The 16,304-nt window shown below is 62.8% G+C and carries 17 protein-coding genes; 1 reads left to right on the top strand and 16 read right to left on the bottom strand.

All coding sequences use genetic code 11. The features are described from left to right. Positions 1 to 60: 60 nt before the first annotated feature. The 16 genes from CS1BSM3_RS16945 to CS1BSM3_RS28045 form a co-directional block, all read right to left on the bottom strand. On the bottom strand, positions 61 to 1,542 hold the full coding sequence (locus tag CS1BSM3_RS16945; protein WP_072388866.1) for a methylaspartate mutase subunit E: 1,482 nt from the start codon (positions 1,540 to 1,542) through the stop codon (positions 61 to 63). Next, a complete protein-coding gene (gene glmL, locus CS1BSM3_RS16940; protein ID WP_072388864.1) occupies positions 1,517 to 2,941 on the bottom strand; it encodes a methylaspartate mutase accessory protein GlmL in 1,425 nt (474 codons plus the stop codon). Before glmL ends, CS1BSM3_RS16945 begins: the two co-directional genes overlap by 26 nt. A gap of 12 nt (positions 2,942 to 2,953) precedes the next feature. After that, entirely contained in the window at positions 2,954 to 3,433 is a 480-nt protein-coding gene (glmS, locus tag CS1BSM3_RS16935; protein WP_210188798.1) for a methylaspartate mutase subunit S, read from the bottom strand. Positions 3,434 to 3,438: 5 nt separating this feature from the next. Beyond that, positions 3,439 to 4,518 (bottom strand): mandelate racemase/muconate lactonizing enzyme family protein, encoded by a 1,080-nt coding sequence (locus CS1BSM3_RS16930; protein ID WP_072388862.1) that lies wholly within the window; start codon positions 4,516 to 4,518, stop codon positions 3,439 to 3,441. 18 nt (positions 4,519 to 4,536) lie between these two features. Beyond that, a complete protein-coding gene (locus tag CS1BSM3_RS16925; RefSeq protein WP_072388859.1) occupies positions 4,537 to 5,526 on the bottom strand; it encodes a quinone oxidoreductase family protein in 990 nt (329 codons plus the stop codon). 97 nt (positions 5,527 to 5,623) lie between these two features. Beyond that, entirely contained in the window at positions 5,624 to 7,138 is a 1,515-nt protein-coding gene (locus CS1BSM3_RS16920; RefSeq protein WP_072388857.1) for a tripartite tricarboxylate transporter permease, read from the bottom strand. Between the two features lie 9 nt (positions 7,139 to 7,147). Continuing rightward, positions 7,148 to 7,732 carry a tripartite tricarboxylate transporter TctB family protein gene (locus CS1BSM3_RS16915; protein ID WP_072388856.1) on the bottom strand — a complete coding sequence of 195 codons (585 nt, stop codon included), beginning with the start codon at positions 7,730 to 7,732 and terminating at the stop codon, positions 7,148 to 7,150. A 17-nt stretch (positions 7,733 to 7,749) separates the two neighbouring features. After that, entirely contained in the window at positions 7,750 to 8,703 is a 954-nt protein-coding gene (locus tag CS1BSM3_RS16910; protein WP_072388854.1) for a Bug family tripartite tricarboxylate transporter substrate binding protein, read from the bottom strand. 124 nt (positions 8,704 to 8,827) lie between these two features. Further along, a complete protein-coding gene (locus tag CS1BSM3_RS16905; RefSeq protein WP_072388852.1) occupies positions 8,828 to 9,508 on the bottom strand; it encodes a Crp/Fnr family transcriptional regulator in 681 nt (226 codons plus the stop codon). A 258-nt stretch (positions 9,509 to 9,766) separates the two neighbouring features. Beyond that, positions 9,767 to 10,426 (bottom strand): FABP family protein, encoded by a 660-nt coding sequence (locus CS1BSM3_RS16900; protein WP_072388850.1) that lies wholly within the window; start codon positions 10,424 to 10,426, stop codon positions 9,767 to 9,769. 81 nt (positions 10,427 to 10,507) lie between these two features. Beyond that, positions 10,508 to 11,488, bottom strand: coding sequence for a dipeptidase (locus tag CS1BSM3_RS16895; protein ID WP_348532905.1), 981 nt, complete (start codon positions 11,486 to 11,488; stop codon positions 10,508 to 10,510). A 6-nt stretch (positions 11,489 to 11,494) separates the two neighbouring features. Next, positions 11,495 to 12,442, bottom strand: coding sequence for a dipeptidase (locus CS1BSM3_RS16890; RefSeq protein ID WP_072388848.1), 948 nt, complete (start codon positions 12,440 to 12,442; stop codon positions 11,495 to 11,497). A gap of 492 nt (positions 12,443 to 12,934) precedes the next feature. Further along, complete coding sequence (locus tag CS1BSM3_RS28305; RefSeq protein WP_174263711.1) at positions 12,935 to 13,321, bottom strand: hypothetical protein; 387 nt, start codon at positions 13,319 to 13,321, stop codon at positions 12,935 to 12,937. A 69-nt stretch (positions 13,322 to 13,390) separates the two neighbouring features. Continuing rightward, on the bottom strand, positions 13,391 to 13,816 hold the full coding sequence (locus tag CS1BSM3_RS28050; RefSeq protein WP_143149249.1) for a hypothetical protein: 426 nt from the start codon (positions 13,814 to 13,816) through the stop codon (positions 13,391 to 13,393). A 213-nt stretch (positions 13,817 to 14,029) separates the two neighbouring features. Continuing rightward, positions 14,030 to 14,467: an OmpA family protein gene (locus tag CS1BSM3_RS16880; protein WP_174263710.1), complete on the bottom strand. Its 438-nt coding sequence runs from the start codon at positions 14,465 to 14,467 to the stop codon at positions 14,030 to 14,032. A gap of 245 nt (positions 14,468 to 14,712) precedes the next feature. Continuing rightward, on the bottom strand, positions 14,713 to 14,865 hold the full coding sequence (locus CS1BSM3_RS28045) for a helix-turn-helix transcriptional regulator (RefSeq protein ID WP_210188797.1): 153 nt from the start codon (positions 14,863 to 14,865) through the stop codon (positions 14,713 to 14,715). Between the two features lie 215 nt (positions 14,866 to 15,080). Here CS1BSM3_RS28045 and CS1BSM3_RS28040 point away from each other — a divergent pair, with 215 nt between their 5' ends. Further along, the gene (locus CS1BSM3_RS28040; protein WP_143149248.1) at positions 15,081 to 16,292 is read left to right on the top strand and encodes a hypothetical protein; all 1,212 of its coding nucleotides are present in this window, start codon (positions 15,081 to 15,083) and stop codon (positions 16,290 to 16,292) included. Positions 16,293 to 16,304: the final 12 nt, after the last annotated feature.

Here is a 16,304-nt window from a genome sequence, read left to right as displayed (position 1 = left end):
CACCATCATCGGCACATTCGACATCGAGCGAACAGCGCACTCGCATGTCGCGCGATCAGGTCAGGGCATGAGCTTCTCGAGCATCTCGCTGATCTCGTAGACGCTCGAGACCGCGAGTTCATGTCCGAACGGCACACCTTCGCGTTCCGCGCGCCGGCGCAGGCCCGCCTCGTGAATCTCCATGGCATCGCGCGCAAAGGGCATCTCGCCCGGATCGACGATGCGCAGATAGCCGTCGGCATCGCGTGCCGGCATGATGCGGCTCTTCACGTGCCTGTTCGGCGACCACGGAATGTCGAGCACGCCCGCCTCGGCACTGCGGATCGTCGCGAGGGCGACATCGCCGTCACCCATCTCCAGGATCTTGTCCATGACCGACACGACCTCGCGGCGAATAAGATCGCACTCGGTCTGGAACTCGGGCATGGCGTCGAGCTTCTGATTGCGCGCCAGATAGATGGCCATGCGCGTCATGCGCAGCCCCTCGGCATTGGCCTTGGGTGTCGGAATCCCGAACGGCTCGTGCGTCGACTTGGTCGTGATCGAGTTGGCACCGCCGACGGCTGCCAACGTGCCGCCATAGACGATGAGTGCGGCAGCCTGCGCCTCGTCATGCGGCCATGCCCCCATCCAGTGGAGCGAGGTGACGGGCGTATAGACGTCGTGGAAGCCAAAGCGCTGGAGATATTCCTGCACGAGCACGCGGCACATGCGAATGGCGGCCGCATCCTGCACGAGATGCAATGTCTGTCCGAGCTCGAGGCCGTAGTGCCTGACACCCTGATGCGCCGCCAGCAGAGCGTCGACGATGCAGGTGATGATCGCGATCGACGGCGGGATGTTAGTACCGGTGAGAAAGCCCGGCTGGCGGCGATGAAGCTCGACGCCGTGCGTCATGTAGAGCGCCGCGAGACGATCGAGGTACTGGTAGTTGCGGATGCCTTCCTCGAGCGACGTCTCTTTCGTGTAGGAGACCGTGTAGGCGAGGCCGGAGCCGAGATAGCCCGTGAAGCCGGAGGCATAGCCCACTTCCGCCGTCAGTCGCGGAAAGGATGTGCCCGAGAGGACAATACCCGGCTTGTCGATGGCATCGATGAGCTTGGCCGTCTCGATGGGGCCATAGTTCACCATCGGAAAGCCGTTGAGCATGGAGCGGCCCGCCTTGCGGCTCTCCTCGACACCCAACTGCGCCTTGTCCCACTGCTCGTTGCGCGTGTAGCTGTCCGTCGTCGTCGGCACGATGTCGGCGAGGCCGACCTTGTCGAGCTCGGTCATCAGCTCGATCTGCAGCTCCAGCGTGCCGAAGCCGCCGCGCGGCTGCGTCAGACAGCGGCCGCTGGCCTCTGCCTCGCGAAACACATGCGCGAGCTGCTTGTGCTTCGGAAGTGCCTTGTGGCGCGCCACCGCGGCATCGACATCGACGAGCGCACCGGTCGGCCAGCGCGCGAGGTTCTCTCTGCGCATGACGGCGAAGTCGTCCGCCGGAATCTCGCGCTGCGAGAACGGCGCGCGCGTGTCACGCGATCTGACTGCGAGGTTCATGCGCTTCCCTTTCTTCCAATGGGCGGAGCGACGTGCGCGCGATCTCGAAGGCAGCATCGGGATCGATTGCGGCGAGCAGACCGCCCGCATAGAGCAGGTAGTCGGCGTCAATGCAGAGCGTCGGACGCAGCGGCCGCAGCGAGTATGGATCTGCGGGATCGGCGAGCGCGGCCTTGAGCACGGACGACGGCGTGGCACCATGTGCGAGCGGACCGCCCGTACCAATGACGGTCGTCACGCCCGAGAGATCCTTGCCACGCTGCATGGTGACTGGTCCCTGCACGGTCTGGACGATTTCGGACGTGCCGGCGTGGCGACCGACGGCAATGCGCACCGCCGTCCATGCGAGCGCTTCGTCGAGTGCAATCTCGGCCTGTGTCGACGGCAGGCGCTCGACATCGGCCTCGATGGCGTCGAGCATCGCGTTCAGCTCGGTTTCCGTAAGGCCCGCGCGCGTGGCGAACACCGAAGGGCCGGCGGCTTCGACAATGGCGCGCGCATTGTGGCGCATGCCGAGATCGCCCTCGACGGTCCGCTTCACGAATGGCTCGGGCAGGCCGTACTGCACGACGCCATCGCGCCTAGGCGCGCCGACAGCCACGGAGTGCACGTCGGTGGTCGCACCGCCGATGTCCACGACGAGGAGATCGCCGAGACCAGCGTGGCGGGCCGTGCCCTCCGAGAGCAGGCGCGCACCTTCCATGACCGCGGCCGGTGTCGGCATGAGCACGGCATCGACTTGGGCGGCGGCGCGGTCGATGCCCTTGGCGTGCACGATGCGGGAAATGAAGACCTCGCGGATGGCGTCCCGCGCCGGATCGATCTCCAGCACGCCGAATGCGGGCATGACGTTTCGCGTGAGGATGGCATTCTTGCCCGCGGCGCTCAGGCCGGCGACGACTTCTTCGGCGACATCGCGATTGCAGGCAACAATGATGGCACACTGCAAGGTCGACGCGGAAAGCCGCGCGCCATTGTGGCGCACGACCTCGGCATTGCCGCCGTCCGTGCCGCCGGCGAGCAGGATGATGTCCGGCGCCAGTGCCTCGATGGCGCTGAGATCACTTGGTGTGAGGCGATAGGCAAAGGCACCGACGAGCTTGGCGCCAGCGCCGAGCGCGGCTTGCCGTGCGGCTTCAGCGGTCAGCTCCTTCACAAGACCGATCGTCACCATCCTGAGACCGCCGGCCGCCGAGGACGAGGCAAGGCGATGCGTGAATTTGGGCAGGCGTCCGAGCTTACGCTCAAGCGCGGCGAGCGCGAGGTCGAGGCCGATGGTGACATCGCTCGTCACTGTCGAAGGTCCCTGCGCCGTAGCAAGAACGCGGCGTGCCTCGACATCCACCGCACGGAGCTTGGTGTAGGTCGAGCCGAAGTCGATGAGAAGAGCGGCGGACATGCGCAAGCGAGCTTAGGTTGAAGGGACAAGCGCCGAGCGCGTCGCGAAATCGCAGTTGAGCGCGTCGATGACGGCGTCCGTACGCGTGCCCGGCGGAAAGGCGCGATTGAAGCCCATGCCGAGGAATGTGCGCTCGGTCTCCTCCCAGCTTCGCTTGCCGACGACGAGGTTGCCGCCGACATAGAGCAGGATGTCATCGAGGCCAGCTTCGATGCACTGCTCGCGGAAGCCGCGGCAGTCGAGCTCGCCAAGTCCATAGAGCGACGAGACGAGGATGGCATCGGCGGCTGTCTCGATCGCTGCCTTGATGAAGTCAGCGGCCGGCGTGAGCGCGCCGAGCGCGATCACCTTGAAGCCCGCGTTTTCCAGAGCGATAGAGAGAATGCGGTTGCCGACGATGTGCGTGTCGGAGCCGATGACGCCCGTGATCAGCGTCTTGTTGATGGCGGCGCCTGTCGCGCGCGGGAGAGCGGCATTGTCGACCATGGTCATTCCATTCATTTCACTGAACTGAGCCGGCCGGCATGCATCTGCGACACGCGAGCAGCGGCAATGCGCGCATCATCGAGGGCCGTCATCATGCCGGCCTCGAGTTGCATACTCCCTCGCCTGACGGCGATCGGCGCCGCCGCGATCGGTGTGCGCTGACGGAGGAAGCCGTTCATCTCGCCGGCGTTGGTGATGGTGCGACGCGCGACGCAGGCCTCCATCCAGCAGCCGAGATCGCTCGCCACGCCATTACCCAGCACGGGCTGCATGCCGAGATCGCGGATGAGGTTTAGGCCCTCGGCGAGCTTCGTGAGGCTGCTCATCTTCATGAGCTTCAACTTCACGAAGGATGCCCTCAGCGCAGCAGCGCGCTTGATGTCCTCGAGCCCGTAAATGGACTCATCCAGCATGAGCGGCACCGTGCTCACGGCGGCGATGGCCGCAGATGCCTCCCAATCATCGGCGTGGCACGGCTGCTCGAGCAGCTCGATGGACTCTGGCGCCAGCGCCGAGGCAAACCGCACGCCGTGCGCGCGACTGTAGCCCTGATTGGCGTCGAGCCGCAGCTTGGCGCGCCCGCGATTGGATTTCTGAATGAAGGCGACGCGCTTCAGGTCCGCCTCGACATCGAAGCCCGCCTTGATCTTGAGCGTGCCGTATCCGGCCACCACGGCAGCTTCGATCTCGCGCTCGATGCCGGCGAAGTCCGTCGCATTGATGCCGGCCAGCAGCGGAACTTCCTCGTCGGCGTCGATGGCGAGCAAGGGGTGGCCCTCTGCCATCTCGATGGCGGTGACGAAGGCCGTCAGCGTGAACGGCGCATCTTCGAGGTCCTGCTCGGCGAGAGCCTTGGCGGCGTCGCTGCTGAGACCGACGAGCCGCGAAGCCAATGCCGCCGCACGCGGCCAAGCTTCATCGATTGTCTCGTCCGTATAGCCGGTGAGAATGGTCGCTTCGCCGAGGCCCTCGCGGCCGTTGACGACGATGCGCGCGATGATGGTGTCGAAAGCCGTGACCGGACCGAGCGCGAGCTTGTAGGGCTCCTTGAGCGGCAGCCGCAGGCGGTCAAGTCGGACATCCTCGATCACGGTGGCGATCTCTCGTGCTCAGTGGATCTTCAGCAGCAACTTGCCGCGCGTGGCGCGGCCCTCGATCGTGCCGTGTGCGGCCGAGGCCTCGGCAAGCGGGAATACTTTGTCGATGGCGACGTGCAGCGCGCCCTCCGCGACTGCGGCGAAGAGATCCGCAGCCCGCGCGCGGATCTCGTCGGCGCTCGCCATGTAGTCGGCGAGATGCGGCCGCGTGAGAAAGACCGAACCTGCTTCCGCCAGCTCGAGCAATGGGACCGGTTCGGGCTGTCCGGAGCTCGCGCCAAAGCTGATGCAGACCCCGCGCCGCTTGAGCGCGCGAAAGCTGCGAGGAAGGGTATCGCGGCCAACTGAGTCATAGACCACATCGACACCACGGCCATCGGTCAGACGGCGCACCTCGGCGCCGAAGTCCATCTGGCGATAGAGGATCGTGTGATCGGCACCGCGCTCGCGAGCGAGCCGCGCTTTGTCCTCGCTTCCGACCGTGGCGATAACGGTTGCACCGGCGCGCTTGGCGAGTTGAACAAGAAGCTGGCCGACGCCGCCCGCTCCAGCGTGCACGAGGCACGTATCGCCGCGCTTTAGCGGAAATGCCGAGCGGGAGAGATAGTGCGCGGTCGAGCCCTGAAGCATGAGCGTCGTCGCGATGGCAAGATCGATGCCAGCCGGCACGCGCACGACCTTCCAGGCCGGCACGACGGCGAACTCGGCGTAGCTGCCGCGCGAGAGGCAATAGGCGACCGTATCGCCGACCGAGAGGCCGCTGACGCCCTCGCCGACCTCCTCGATGCGACCGGCACCCTCCATGCCGATCGTCATGGGCAGTGGCGTCTGATAGGTGTGCGAGCGGGCATAGCTGCCGTCGCGCATATAGACGTCGATGTAGTTCACGCCGGCATAGGCGAGGCGCACCAACACCTCGCCCAGCCCAGGTCGCGGCTTCGATACGTCCGCCAGCATCAGTCGCTCGGGGCCGCCGAACTTCTCGACTTGGATGGCCTTCATCGCACTCGGTCTCGCCTTCGGATGCAGGCCACTTCGTTCCACAACGCGCGCAGTCCGTCTGTCAGTTCGATGACAAAGAAGACAGCCCCGAACCTCTTCACGTCCTTTGCACGCGCCGCGCCTGACGACGCCGCGCCATCCAATCGCTGATCGTCGGGTAGATCAGCGCCAGCACCACGAGCGCCATGATCGCGCCGCTCACGGGCCGCGTGAAGAAGACCGTCCAGTCATTGGAGAAGCTGATCATGGTGGTCATGAAGCTCGTCTCGGCGAGCGGCCCGAGGATCGCTCCGAGCACCATCGGCGCGATGGGAAAGCGGAAGCGCTCGAAGAGATAGCCGAGGATGCCGAAGGAGACGATGACCCAGAGATCGCCGACCGTGGAGCGCGACGCCATCGCGCCCATGAAGCAGAACATGACGACGAAGGCGGACGTGATGGCCTCCGGGAAGGCGAGCACGCGCACCAGCAGCTTGATGGCGAAGTAGCCGATGAGGCACATGCCGATCACGCCGACGAACACCGACGCGAATACGGCGTAGACGATGTCGCCCGACTTGAAGAAGACGTGCGGGCCCGGCTGCACGCCCTGCAGCATGAACGCCGCCATGATGATCGCGGTGGCGCCGGAACCAGGGATACCCATGGTCAGCAGCGGCACCATCGCCCCGCCGACCGATGCGGTCGCGGCCGATTGCGGCGCGACGATGCCTTCGGGAATGCCTGTGCCGAGCTGGCGACGGCGCTTGCCGTACTGGCTTTCGAGGCCATAGCTCACGAACGACGCAATCGTCGCGCCGGCGCCGGGAATGACGCCGACGAGAAAGCCGACGAACGAGCCCCTGAACAGGCTGGACTTGACGTCCATGAGCGCGCTCAGACTCGGCAGCTTGGTGCGAATGTCGCCGACCGACGACACGCTGACCGACTTCGAGCGCTGCTCCATCCGCGTCAGCACCTCGCCGAGGCCGTAGGCACCGACCATGACCAGCAGGTATTCGATGCCGTCGCTGAGCATCGGAATGCCGAAGTCGAACCTGAGCTCGCCGTACGTGGGGTCCGTGCCTACGCTCGAGAACAGCAGGCCGAGCGCGAGCGATATGAGGGCTTTGGGCAGGGAGCTGCCGCCGAGGGCGACGACCGAGGAGAGCCCGAGCAGGATCACCGCGAAGTATTCGGGCGTCGACAAGGACAAGGCGATCACGGCCACCGGCCCCGACAGGAACACCATCGCGATCGCGGCGACGAGACCACCTGCCAGTGCCGCAAAGAGCGTCCAGCCGAGCGCCAACGCCGGTTCGCCCGCGCGCGCCATGGGATAGCCGTCCCACAGCAGCGGCACGTCGATCGGCTCGCCGGGAATGCGGAAGAGGATCGAGGTGAAGGCACCGCCGTACGTGCCGGAGACGTACATGGCCGTGAGCAGGATGACGGCCGGAATCACGCCCATGCCGTAGGTAAAGGGCAGGGCCAGCACGACGCCCATGACCAGGGTCAATCCCGGCAGCACGGCGACGAGCAGGCCGAGAACGAGACCGACGAAGAGGAACAGCAGATTGAGCGGCTGAAAGACCGTACCGAAGCCGTGCGCGAGATTGATGAGTGTGTCCATCGCCGCCCCCTAGCGAACGCCGAGGAGCGCCATCAGCGCCAGCGTCAGATCTCTGAATGGGCCTGCGCCCATCGGCAGCGACACATAGACGAGGCGCTGGAACACGATGAAGAAGACGAAGGCGCCGATCGCGGCAATGAGCGCGGCGCGGAGCCGCTTCTCATAGCCGGCGAACGTCATGATCGCGAGCAGCAGCAGGAACGTCGAGACGATGAAGCCCAGGTAAGGAATGACCGCGACATAGCCGAGCATGGATGCAATGCCGAGCATCGCGAAGACCGGCCGCTTCTCGCCGTCTGCCGCATCTCCCTCCAGATCCTTGCGCGCATCCTCCTCATGGCCGGCCGAGCGGGTGGCATTGGTGATGAGGATGCTCGTGTCGTCGTCGGAGCGCGACTTGAGAGCGGCCTCCAGGACGCCCCACAAGGCCGCGCCGATCAGCAGGACGAGGATGATCTTCGGCCAGAGATCGGGCCCCGCACGCCCGAGCGTGGTCGATATGGCAAAGTCATTGGCGACGGTCCAAAGCCATACGCCGACGCCGAGCACCATCATGAACGGCGCAGCGCGCCGCACTATATCCAAGATCATCATCGTCTGCCCTCGCCGCACTACTGCCAGATCGATTTCAGGATCTTGATCTGGTCGGCGACATAGGCCATGCCCGGCTCGCCCGCGATCACGCTGTTAGGATCGGCCCAGGCCTCCGCGAGGAACTTCTTGTATTCCGCGCTGGCGCCGGCCTTGGCTACCTTCTCGCGCAGGAGCTTCAATCTCTCGGGCGGGGTCCCCGCCTTGGCCATGAGCGTGCGGTATTGGTCGAGCACGAGGTTCATGCCGAGATCCTTGGTGATCGGGATATCGGTGAAAGGCTCGACCTTCTCGTTGGCGAGGAACAACACCGGGCGAAGCTGCTTGTTGTCGATGAACGAGCGCACGTCGCCCGCCTGCTCGTAGACGAGATCCGCGTGACCGCCGAGGACCGAGGCATAGCGCTCGGACGGCTTGGCGAACGGCACTGCGATCAGCTTGAGCCCGCGGTGCTTCTTGAGCTGCTCGACGGCGAGCTCGTCAGGCGTGCCGAGACCGGTGACGCCGACTTTCAGCTCGGTCGTCTTGGCTTTGGCCTCGACGTCCGCCCAGCTCTTGAAGGCACCACCCTCCTGAACGAAGAAGCCGGAGGGCTGCTTGATGAGCACAGCCACGATGGCGAGATCGTTGAGCGACCAGCGTTGCGCGCGGGGGGCTGCCAGCAGCGACAGCGTGTCGGCCGTAACAAGACCGAGCTGGTAGCCTTCAGGCTGCCCGCTGAGCAACTTGTTCAACCCCGTAACACCGGAGCTGCCGGCGACGTTCTCGACGGGAATGGAGACCTTGAGCTCGGGTTCCAGGAGCTTGCCGATCATGCGTCCGGTCTGATCGGCGCCGCCGCCGGGCCCCCAGGTGACGACCATCTCGATCGGCCGCGTCGGATAGTCTTGAGCTTGCGCGGTCGAGAATAGGGCCGCGAGCATCGCGGCACACGCGACGACACGTCGGCTGACCACATGCCTTGCAGAGTGCATGAACTCCGTCCTCCCCGGACATATGTTTGAATTTCTTGTGGTTATGCAGCGTCGAGCACTGCCCGTGAACGATAGGCAGACGGGCGCGCGCCTGTATGTCAGCGCGATGACATTGGCGGTGAACTTAGGGCATCAGGCCCATCAGGCCACCGACGTCCTCGATGTAGAGCCGACGCCCGGCCTTCGAGATGTAGCCGCCCTGCATGAAGCGGCCGAGAATGCCCGTGATCGTCTGCCGACGGGAACCGACGAGCTGCGCCAGCTCCTCGTGCGTGAGATGGATCTCGGGGCGCTGATCCCCTGTCTCGATTTCCCGCTCTCGCCGTGAGACGGCGAGCAGCACGCGCGCCAGGCGCTGCTCGACACTCAGCGCCTGCAGATCGCCGACACGGAAATGGAAATCGCGCATGCGGTCGACGAGAAGCTGAATGAGGCTGAGGCCAAGACCTGGATCGCTCAGGATCAGCTCTCGAACGCGATCGGACGAGACTTTGGCCAGAAGCGTGGGCTGGATGGCCTTGGCGGTGGCGTCGCGCCACGGCACGCTCGCGAGCGCCGTCAGCCCAAGGATGCTGCCCGGCAGATGAATGCGCAGAAGCGTCTCATTGCCCGCGAAATTGAGGAGCGCCGACTGCGCCTCTCCCTCGAGCAGCAGGTAGATGTGCCGAGCCGGCTCGCCCTGGCGATAGATCACCTCACCGCGGCCGTAGGCGATCCGCGTTGCGACCCGGCTAAGCAGATCCGCCTGGGCGGGTGCCAAGCTCGGCGTCAGGTCCTCGATGATCCCAATGCTCAATTCACGCATGCGACGGTCCGTGTCCGACCCCGCCTCACCTTGGCGGCATTGAGGATAGCGCGCAAGCCCGAGCTACCTCCCCCGACCAATGCGGATCCGAGAAGGAAAAATCAGCGCGCGCCCGGGAGATTTTTGGCGGAAGAGGCATCCGCCGAAGTGCCATTTCAAATCGTCTCAGGAGATCTCGCGGCCTTTCCTATCTCATTGATATATCGAATCTTTCTTGAAATATCCGCCTCTCTCGCCATCTCCTTCATTCACCGAGAGCTACTTCTCTTTTGCGCCCTGGTGCAAAATGACGGCCAGCGGATTGAGTGTTGGCGCTTCGACCAGCTTCAGCGTGTTGGTGTCATGATGGTTGAAGGGCTGCTGCTCGCGGCCTTTGACCACAAGCTCCGTCTGGATGTCGTAGGTCCAGCTTCCGTCATCGTTGAAGGAGATGGCGCAGCAGTAGCTGGTCGTACGGAAAGCCTCGTCCAGGAACTCGGTGGAGCAGATGCCGTAGCGCGTGTCGCCCCGCGTCGCCTTGACGGAGATTGTCCTGTCATCCGCTTTTGCGTGTCCGGACGCGAGGAGAGCCTGGCCGCGCGGGATCGTCACGCTCTGCATGATAAGGCCTGTCGCCGGCTCCCAGAGCCAATAGCCGACCTGATCATGAAACGTGATCTTCTCCTCGGGCGTGTTGATGTGAATGTGATAGCGCAGTCCGTAGAAGAGCTGGGGTCCGTTAGTCTGCGGATCGATCGGGTCCATCCGGATGTGCTCGCGAAACACCCGGCGTTCCGGCCCCGCGGCCTTGGGGTTGATATCGATGCCCTTGTCGGCCTGCCAAACGCCGGCCAACCGACGCAGGGGCCCGAGATTGGCCAGCCCGTCCGGAGCAACATTGTCGGGCTCGGTGAATATGTCGGCGGGAATGGGCAGCATGGTGTTGCCTTTCTAGTTGTATGGCGATAGCCGCAATCCGGCGCTCGTCGCCATGACGTGAATTCCGGCGGCGTACAACACCTACGCCGGCCAAACCTGTTTGAGCAGGCTGATCCAATTTTGCCCGAGCACGCGCTCGATGCGCCTCGCCGCCCAACCGCGCTTCTCCATCGCCGCCGTCAGATTGGGAAACTTGCCGAGGCGCTCAAAATCCCTGAGCTCAAGCACATCGCCGAAACCGACAAGTTTCCGGCCGTAGCCCTTATCGTGCGTGATCCAGCGGAAAAATTCAGCATCGTGCCCCTGAGTCGAGTCCGTGCCGACACCGACCTGCTCCTCGCCAATTAAGTTGATGACGTACTCAATGGCTTCAACATAGTCCTCGACACCAGATTCGGGACCTCGCGCCAAGAACGCGGGGAACATCGTCACACCGATGAAACCTCCCGCATCGGCAACGAGCTTCAGTTGCTCGTCGGTCTTGTTGCGCGGATGATTTTTCAGTCCTGCCGGTGCGCAATGCGTGATGGCGACCGGCTTCTTACTCCAGGAGACAACGTCTTGCGTTGACTTCCAACCCACATGGCTCAGATCAACAAGCACGCCGACGGCGTTCATCTCCGCTATAAGCTCGCGCCCAAAGTCAGTGAGCCCGCCATCCTTGGTTTCATAGCATCCGCACGCGACGGAGTTCGCCGTATTGTAGGCGACCTGGACGATCCGGATACCGAGATCAGCGAACAGACGCACGGCCTCGAGGTGGTCGCCGTAACCGGATGAGTTCTGCCAGCCCAGGATGATGCCGACCTTGCCATCACTTTTTGCTTTCTGGATATCGGCAACAGTGTGCACCTGCGTGATGATGTCTGCGTGGTCGTGGAACAGCTTCTTCCACTTCGCCACATTGAGCGCCGTCTGCTCGAAGTTCTCCCATACGCAGCATGTGCAGTTTGCGGCCGTGATGCCGCCGGCCTTCATGTCCTCGAATACGTCCCGAGTGAAGTTCGAGATGACAAGGCCATCGATGACGATCGACTTCTTGTGGATGGACGTCATGACCATTCCCCCTTAGGCGCCCCAGACAGATTTGAAATAGCGATGAAGGTTCGCGCCCATCACACGCTCGATCTGGGACGCAGTCAGCTTCTTCCTCTCGAGCGCCGCAATCAGATTGGGGTAGTCACCGAATGTTTGAAGCCCGGGCAGAACCGGCAACTTCCGGAACTTTGAGAGCTCTCGGCCGAAGCCCTTATCCCGGCCCACGTATTCGTAGAACGAACGCGGCTGGCCCGGCGTGATATCGGTTCCAATCGCCACCCCTTCCTCCCCAACCAGATTGAGGACATAGGAAATGGACTGAGCGAGATCATCGATGCTTGAGTCATCCCCCCGCCCCAGGAACGGCGGCAAAGACGCAACCGACACCACACCTCCTTTGTCGACCACAGCCCGCAGGTCCTCATCCGATTTGTTTCGCTTCATCGGGTTTAATGCGGCCGGGTTCGTCTGAGCGAAAAAGACTGGCGCCTTGCTCGCTGCCACGACATCACGTGCGCTTTGTGCATGGAGATGAGAAATATCGATCGCGATCGAGTGCGCGTTGAGTTCCTCGACAAGATCTCGACCGAAATCTGATAGACCTCGGTCGTGCGTCTCGTTGGCGCCGCACGCCGCCGCATTTGCCGTCAGGAAGGCGACTTGCACAATCCGCAGGCCAAGTTCCGCCGCAAGACCAACAAACGGCAGGTGATCGTTGAAACCACTCGAGTTCTGCCAGCCGACAATGACGCCCGTGCGGCCTTCCTCACGAGTGATCTCCCCCGCCTCGCGGACGAGGTAAAGGATATCGCTGTTGTCCGCGATGAGTGACTTGAGTTCCGCCAATCTTCGCATTGACTGCTCGAAATCTTCCCATATCGAGCATATGAGATTGACCGCATTCAACCGTCCCTTGCGCATATCCTCGAACACGGCGCGATTCCATGCCGGGATCGCCTTGGCGTCAATAATCAGCATCGGCTCCACTTCTAGTTCATCTGGTCGCGCGCGGTGTCACAAGGTTCCCCGCGACGTCAGATGCAATCACGTAGTCGATACTGGAGCCACCACTATCAGCATGACAGCAGCCCTGCTATTGCTGCCTACGCAAGGCGCCCGGCAGCAATCACCGGCATCGCTCCATGACCACCAACGGCCTTACGATCGAGGGTTTTCCGCACCTGCCCCTCTCGGCCCTTGGCGATCGGGCAATCCTAGAGCGCATCCTGATGGGCCTTCGCTCCGGCGGGTTCACGGTGGAAGCCGATCGCGTCGTACTGCAAACAAGCCGAATGCTGCCAACTGTCCGGCAGTCAGGAGGAATTCCCCGTCCTGCTCGCGACAATTGCCAACATGAGCGGTCCGCAGATCAAACCGACGAAGCCGAGCAGGTTCGCGCCGGAGGTCACCTCGCCCATGAGCTCGTCGGGCGCAAGACGAGCGAGTTCGGAGGAAATGGCTGTCGTCGGCTCACCCGCCTATTTTGCGACGCATCCACCGCCGCAGACGCCGCATGACCTCGAGCGGCACAACTGCATCGGCTGTCACCTTGGCGGCAGCACGTTTTATCGGTGGGACTTCACCGATCCGGCTGCGGCCCGCAAGATAGGCGATCCCGACAAGAGCTACCACCAAGAGCACGCCCGCCGTCATCGTCATCGCGTCCAGCGGCGAACTCGATGCCGGCAGAAGAACCACAAGCGGCGTGCGCATGAGCAGCTCGACCGAGAAGTAGCTGACGACCAGAATGACGCTCGTTAAGCCGCCCAGCACAAGTCCCCACTCATGCTCGATGTAGATGAGCAGCGCCGATATGATCACTACGACCGCAATCAATGCCCATATTGCAAGTATCATGGGTAAGACCTGATCTTAGCAGGATCGAACTGCCCCCTGGAGCTGCCGCCGATTGGCGACCTGTCGGCACTAAGTGCGCGAAGCGCGGGAAACGCGCGCGATCACAGCCCCCAAGACAGGAGATACTATGGCAGCCAGACCTCCCCACACCATGTAGGTTTCAAGAGCACGATTGCGGATCGAAGTGGTCATGCCGAGAGGATAGTTGATTTGAAAAGCAACGAGCACAATCAGTGCCGCGGCGCAGGCACCGAGCGCAATGCCGAGAACGTGCCGTCCGGATGACCCCGAGTTTCTCAAGATCGCATAGCTGACAATCAAACCGACAAGCGCCGCAAGTCCTATTCCCATATTGGACCTCCCGTGACGAATGATGTGGTTACGCAGGTGCTGCCAGCTTCTTCGCTTCGATGAATGCGTGTCAGCGAAAGCGCTCACACGAGACGCCGCCCCAAGCCCAGCCGTTGCTTGCAGTTCGGCAACTGTTTTGTCCATTGCCCTTAAATGCACTCACTCCGCGCGCAAACGTCTCCCCGATGCGCATTCCTGGACTCCCCTCGCAAGGTTCGTTCGACCGATGCTCTCAACCAGTAGCCTCGCGAGATCGGAACTTGGATTGCCTTACCCTCCGCACACCAGCCTGCTGGCGTCGATACCTTCAAAGTTGAGATACCAGTATGCGCCCTCCAAGCGCGCGCGCTCGGACAATCACGGAACGAGCGAGACGTCGGCACGCCTGTTCTGCGGCTCCTTTGCACCCTTGGCGGTCGGCACGAGCGGCGACGTGGCCCCGGCTCCTACGATTGCGATGGCCTGTGACGGCACGCTCTTGGCGATGAGCGCGGTGCGCAGCGCCGAAGCGCGCGCCAGGGATAGCGCGTCACTATTGCGCTCCGCGGCGTCGGTGTGGGCGACGATGCGAACCTCCCTCGCGCCGGTGCTCTTGAACTGCTCCGCAATCCCGTCGACCAACGGCTGGGCGAACTGCCCAAAGGTTGACTTCTCGTAGTCGAAGAAAACCAAAATGTAAGTTGGCGCCGCCCTGGGCGCTGCCGGTGTGCTCGCGGCCTTCGGTCCCGCCTGCGCCAGCCTGAGCAGCGATTCCGCCTGCCCACCGTCCGCCAGCGCAATGGCCGTCGCGAACAATATCATGCCCCCGGTCACGGCGCCGACGCGCCTTGCTCTCTTACGGTAGCTTGTGCCCGCCATCGTTTTCCCTCCCTTGTCGCAAGCCGAATGAAGCACTGCGGGTGAACATCCTAGTTGTCCGCACTGCGCCGCTCCCCGGCGGTGAGCAGCGCCCCGAAGTTCGCGCGCGTCGGCAGGCGCCCGCATCACCCAAATGGGTGATGCGCCGCTACCGAAGCACGAGCTTCGTCGTCGTGCGTGGCCTATTCGCGCGGGAAGCCCGCGCCGACGAGCAGCGCGGCGAGATCGACCTGGCGAGATGCACCGGTCTTGGCGAGAACCGACTTGAGCTGGCTGCGCACGGTGTCGCACGACACGCCGAGGCTGCTGGCTCTGCCTGCATCGGCGAAGTTCACCCAGGGCAGCACCTCCGAGCCAGCTCCCGTTTTGCCTCACCGGGCATGTTCACCACACGATGATCGGCGATAGCGCATCACCCAAATGGGGGATGATTGCTGTTGAGAAGCGCGCAAATTTTAAACTGGGGATTGGTCCTCAGGCGAAGGCAAATCTGAACTTGTGCTTGAGGTGACAATACGCGGGCAAAGAAATCGACGATGAGGGGCAGGCAATGGCGATTATGATGCGCCTACTGGGGAGAGCCGCGATCCTTTGCACAGGTGTGAGCCTTGCGACGCCTTACGCTATGGCTCAAAGGGGATATCAAACAATCAACGGCACACAAGTCTACACCCAGGTTGATCAGGCGCGAGGCGTCGCAACGTTCAGCAATAGCTGCGGATCGCAAACGCTCACCCAGCGCGAGCTTCAAAATGGCGCGATTCCCAGTCGGATTATTCCCTGTCCACGGCCGCAGGCTAAGCAGCCACCCACATTCGACATCCAGAAAGAACGTGCGAAAATTGATTGGGCCCTGTCTGTAAATATCAGGGATCTGGCAAACAAAAGCATGCAGGAAGCTCGCCGCCATGAGCAGGGCAAGCGCTATTCGGACGCCCACTCGGCATACTTGGTTGCCCACTCACAGTACTTGGAGGTAGGTGACGCGAAACAGGCGGACATTGCGCTTAAGAACTCAACGCGGGTGGTGTGCGGCAGGGAAATTCAAGGAGTTGAGGAAGGCATTGAACAGGGGACGTATGGATTTGACAAAATTGAAAAGAATGACTTTCCTAAACACCTGTCTCTATGGCGGATAATTCGTGACATAGATTGCCAGAATTATCCGAGCTTCTTGCAGCATATTGATCGGAAGATCGCCGCACTCGAGAAGAAAATAGCGCCCTCTCCCGCCCCGACAAGTCAACCACACCGCGATAGCTCCGGGGGTAGTCGATGGCTGCCACCAGATTCGCCCAACAGATCAACGGCGACGAACCCGCCGCCCGCGGCCCCTCTGAAGGAAATACACATGGGGAACAAGGGCAACGAGACCGGTGCAAAGGAACCGAATGGCGGTGCTAAGGGGCGCCCCACTTATGGGCTCTCGGACGCCGTTCGTCGAAAGCTCGATGCGCTCCGCAATGATCCCGTCAGGCGACGCGAGTACATTGCGGGATTAAGCGCCACAGATCGGACCAAGGCGGAAGCGTATTTGAAAGATGCAGGTACCGGGGGCGGAACCGGGGGCGTGCAGTTTGGAAGCGCAACGTCTGCTCACTGCGCAACGGCTCTGAACCAGCTGAGACCTCGCTCTCCAAACCCGGAATGGCTGAAGGACATGATGGAGCGATCATATTGTCATGTCGATGGGACGCCCATGACCGCAGCCGAAGAAGCAAGGTACCGAAGCGTTCGCGATGCGCGGAGGCTACGACGCTGACGCGCGTTTGCT

Source organism: Hyphomicrobium sp. CS1BSMeth3 (assembly GCF_900117415.1).
Classification (GTDB): Bacteria; Pseudomonadota; Alphaproteobacteria; order Rhizobiales; family Hyphomicrobiaceae.
The sequence above is the reverse complement of the archived record's forward strand: the minus strand, read 5'-3'. Positions and strand labels throughout refer to the sequence as shown.

Excerpts from the sequence above, each read along its gene's own strand:
- CS1BSM3_RS16915 (WP_072388856.1), bottom strand. The coding sequence starts at position 7,732 with ATGATGATCTTGGATATAGTGCGGCGCGCTGCGCCGTTCATGATGGTG.
- CS1BSM3_RS28305 (WP_174263711.1), bottom strand. The coding sequence starts at position 13,321 with ATGATACTTGCAATATGGGCATTGATTGCGGTCGTAGTGATCATATCG.
- CS1BSM3_RS16895 (WP_348532905.1), bottom strand. The coding sequence starts at position 11,488 with ATGGTCATGACGTCCATCCACAAGAAGTCGATCGTCATCGATGGCCTT.
- CS1BSM3_RS16900 (WP_072388850.1), bottom strand. The coding sequence starts at position 10,426 with ATGCTGCCCATTCCCGCCGACATATTCACCGAGCCCGACAATGTTGCT.
- CS1BSM3_RS16890 (WP_072388848.1), bottom strand. The coding sequence starts at position 12,442 with ATGCTGATTATTGACGCCAAGGCGATCCCGGCATGGAATCGCGCCGTG.
- CS1BSM3_RS16920 (WP_072388857.1), bottom strand. The coding sequence starts at position 7,138 with ATGGACACACTCATCAATCTCGCGCACGGCTTCGGTACGGTCTTTCAG.
- CS1BSM3_RS16905 (WP_072388852.1), bottom strand. The coding sequence starts at position 9,508 with ATGCGTGAATTGAGCATTGGGATCATCGAGGACCTGACGCCGAGCTTG.
- CS1BSM3_RS16910 (WP_072388854.1), bottom strand. The coding sequence starts at position 8,703 with ATGCACTCTGCAAGGCATGTGGTCAGCCGACGTGTCGTCGCGTGTGCC.
- glmL (WP_072388864.1), bottom strand. The coding sequence starts at position 2,941 with ATGTCCGCCGCTCTTCTCATCGACTTCGGCTCGACCTACACCAAGCTC.
- CS1BSM3_RS28050 (WP_143149249.1), bottom strand. The coding sequence starts at position 13,816 with ATGGACAAAACAGTTGCCGAACTGCAAGCAACGGCTGGGCTTGGGGCG.
- CS1BSM3_RS28040 (WP_143149248.1), top strand. The coding sequence starts at position 15,081 with ATGGCGATTATGATGCGCCTACTGGGGAGAGCCGCGATCCTTTGCACA.
- CS1BSM3_RS16925 (WP_072388859.1), bottom strand. The coding sequence starts at position 5,526 with ATGAAGGCCATCCAAGTCGAGAAGTTCGGCGGCCCCGAGCGACTGATG.
- glmS (WP_210188798.1), bottom strand. The coding sequence starts at position 3,433 with ATGACCATGGTCGACAATGCCGCTCTCCCGCGCGCGACAGGCGCCGCC.
- CS1BSM3_RS16945 (WP_072388866.1), bottom strand. The coding sequence starts at position 1,542 with ATGAACCTCGCAGTCAGATCGCGTGACACGCGCGCGCCGTTCTCGCAG.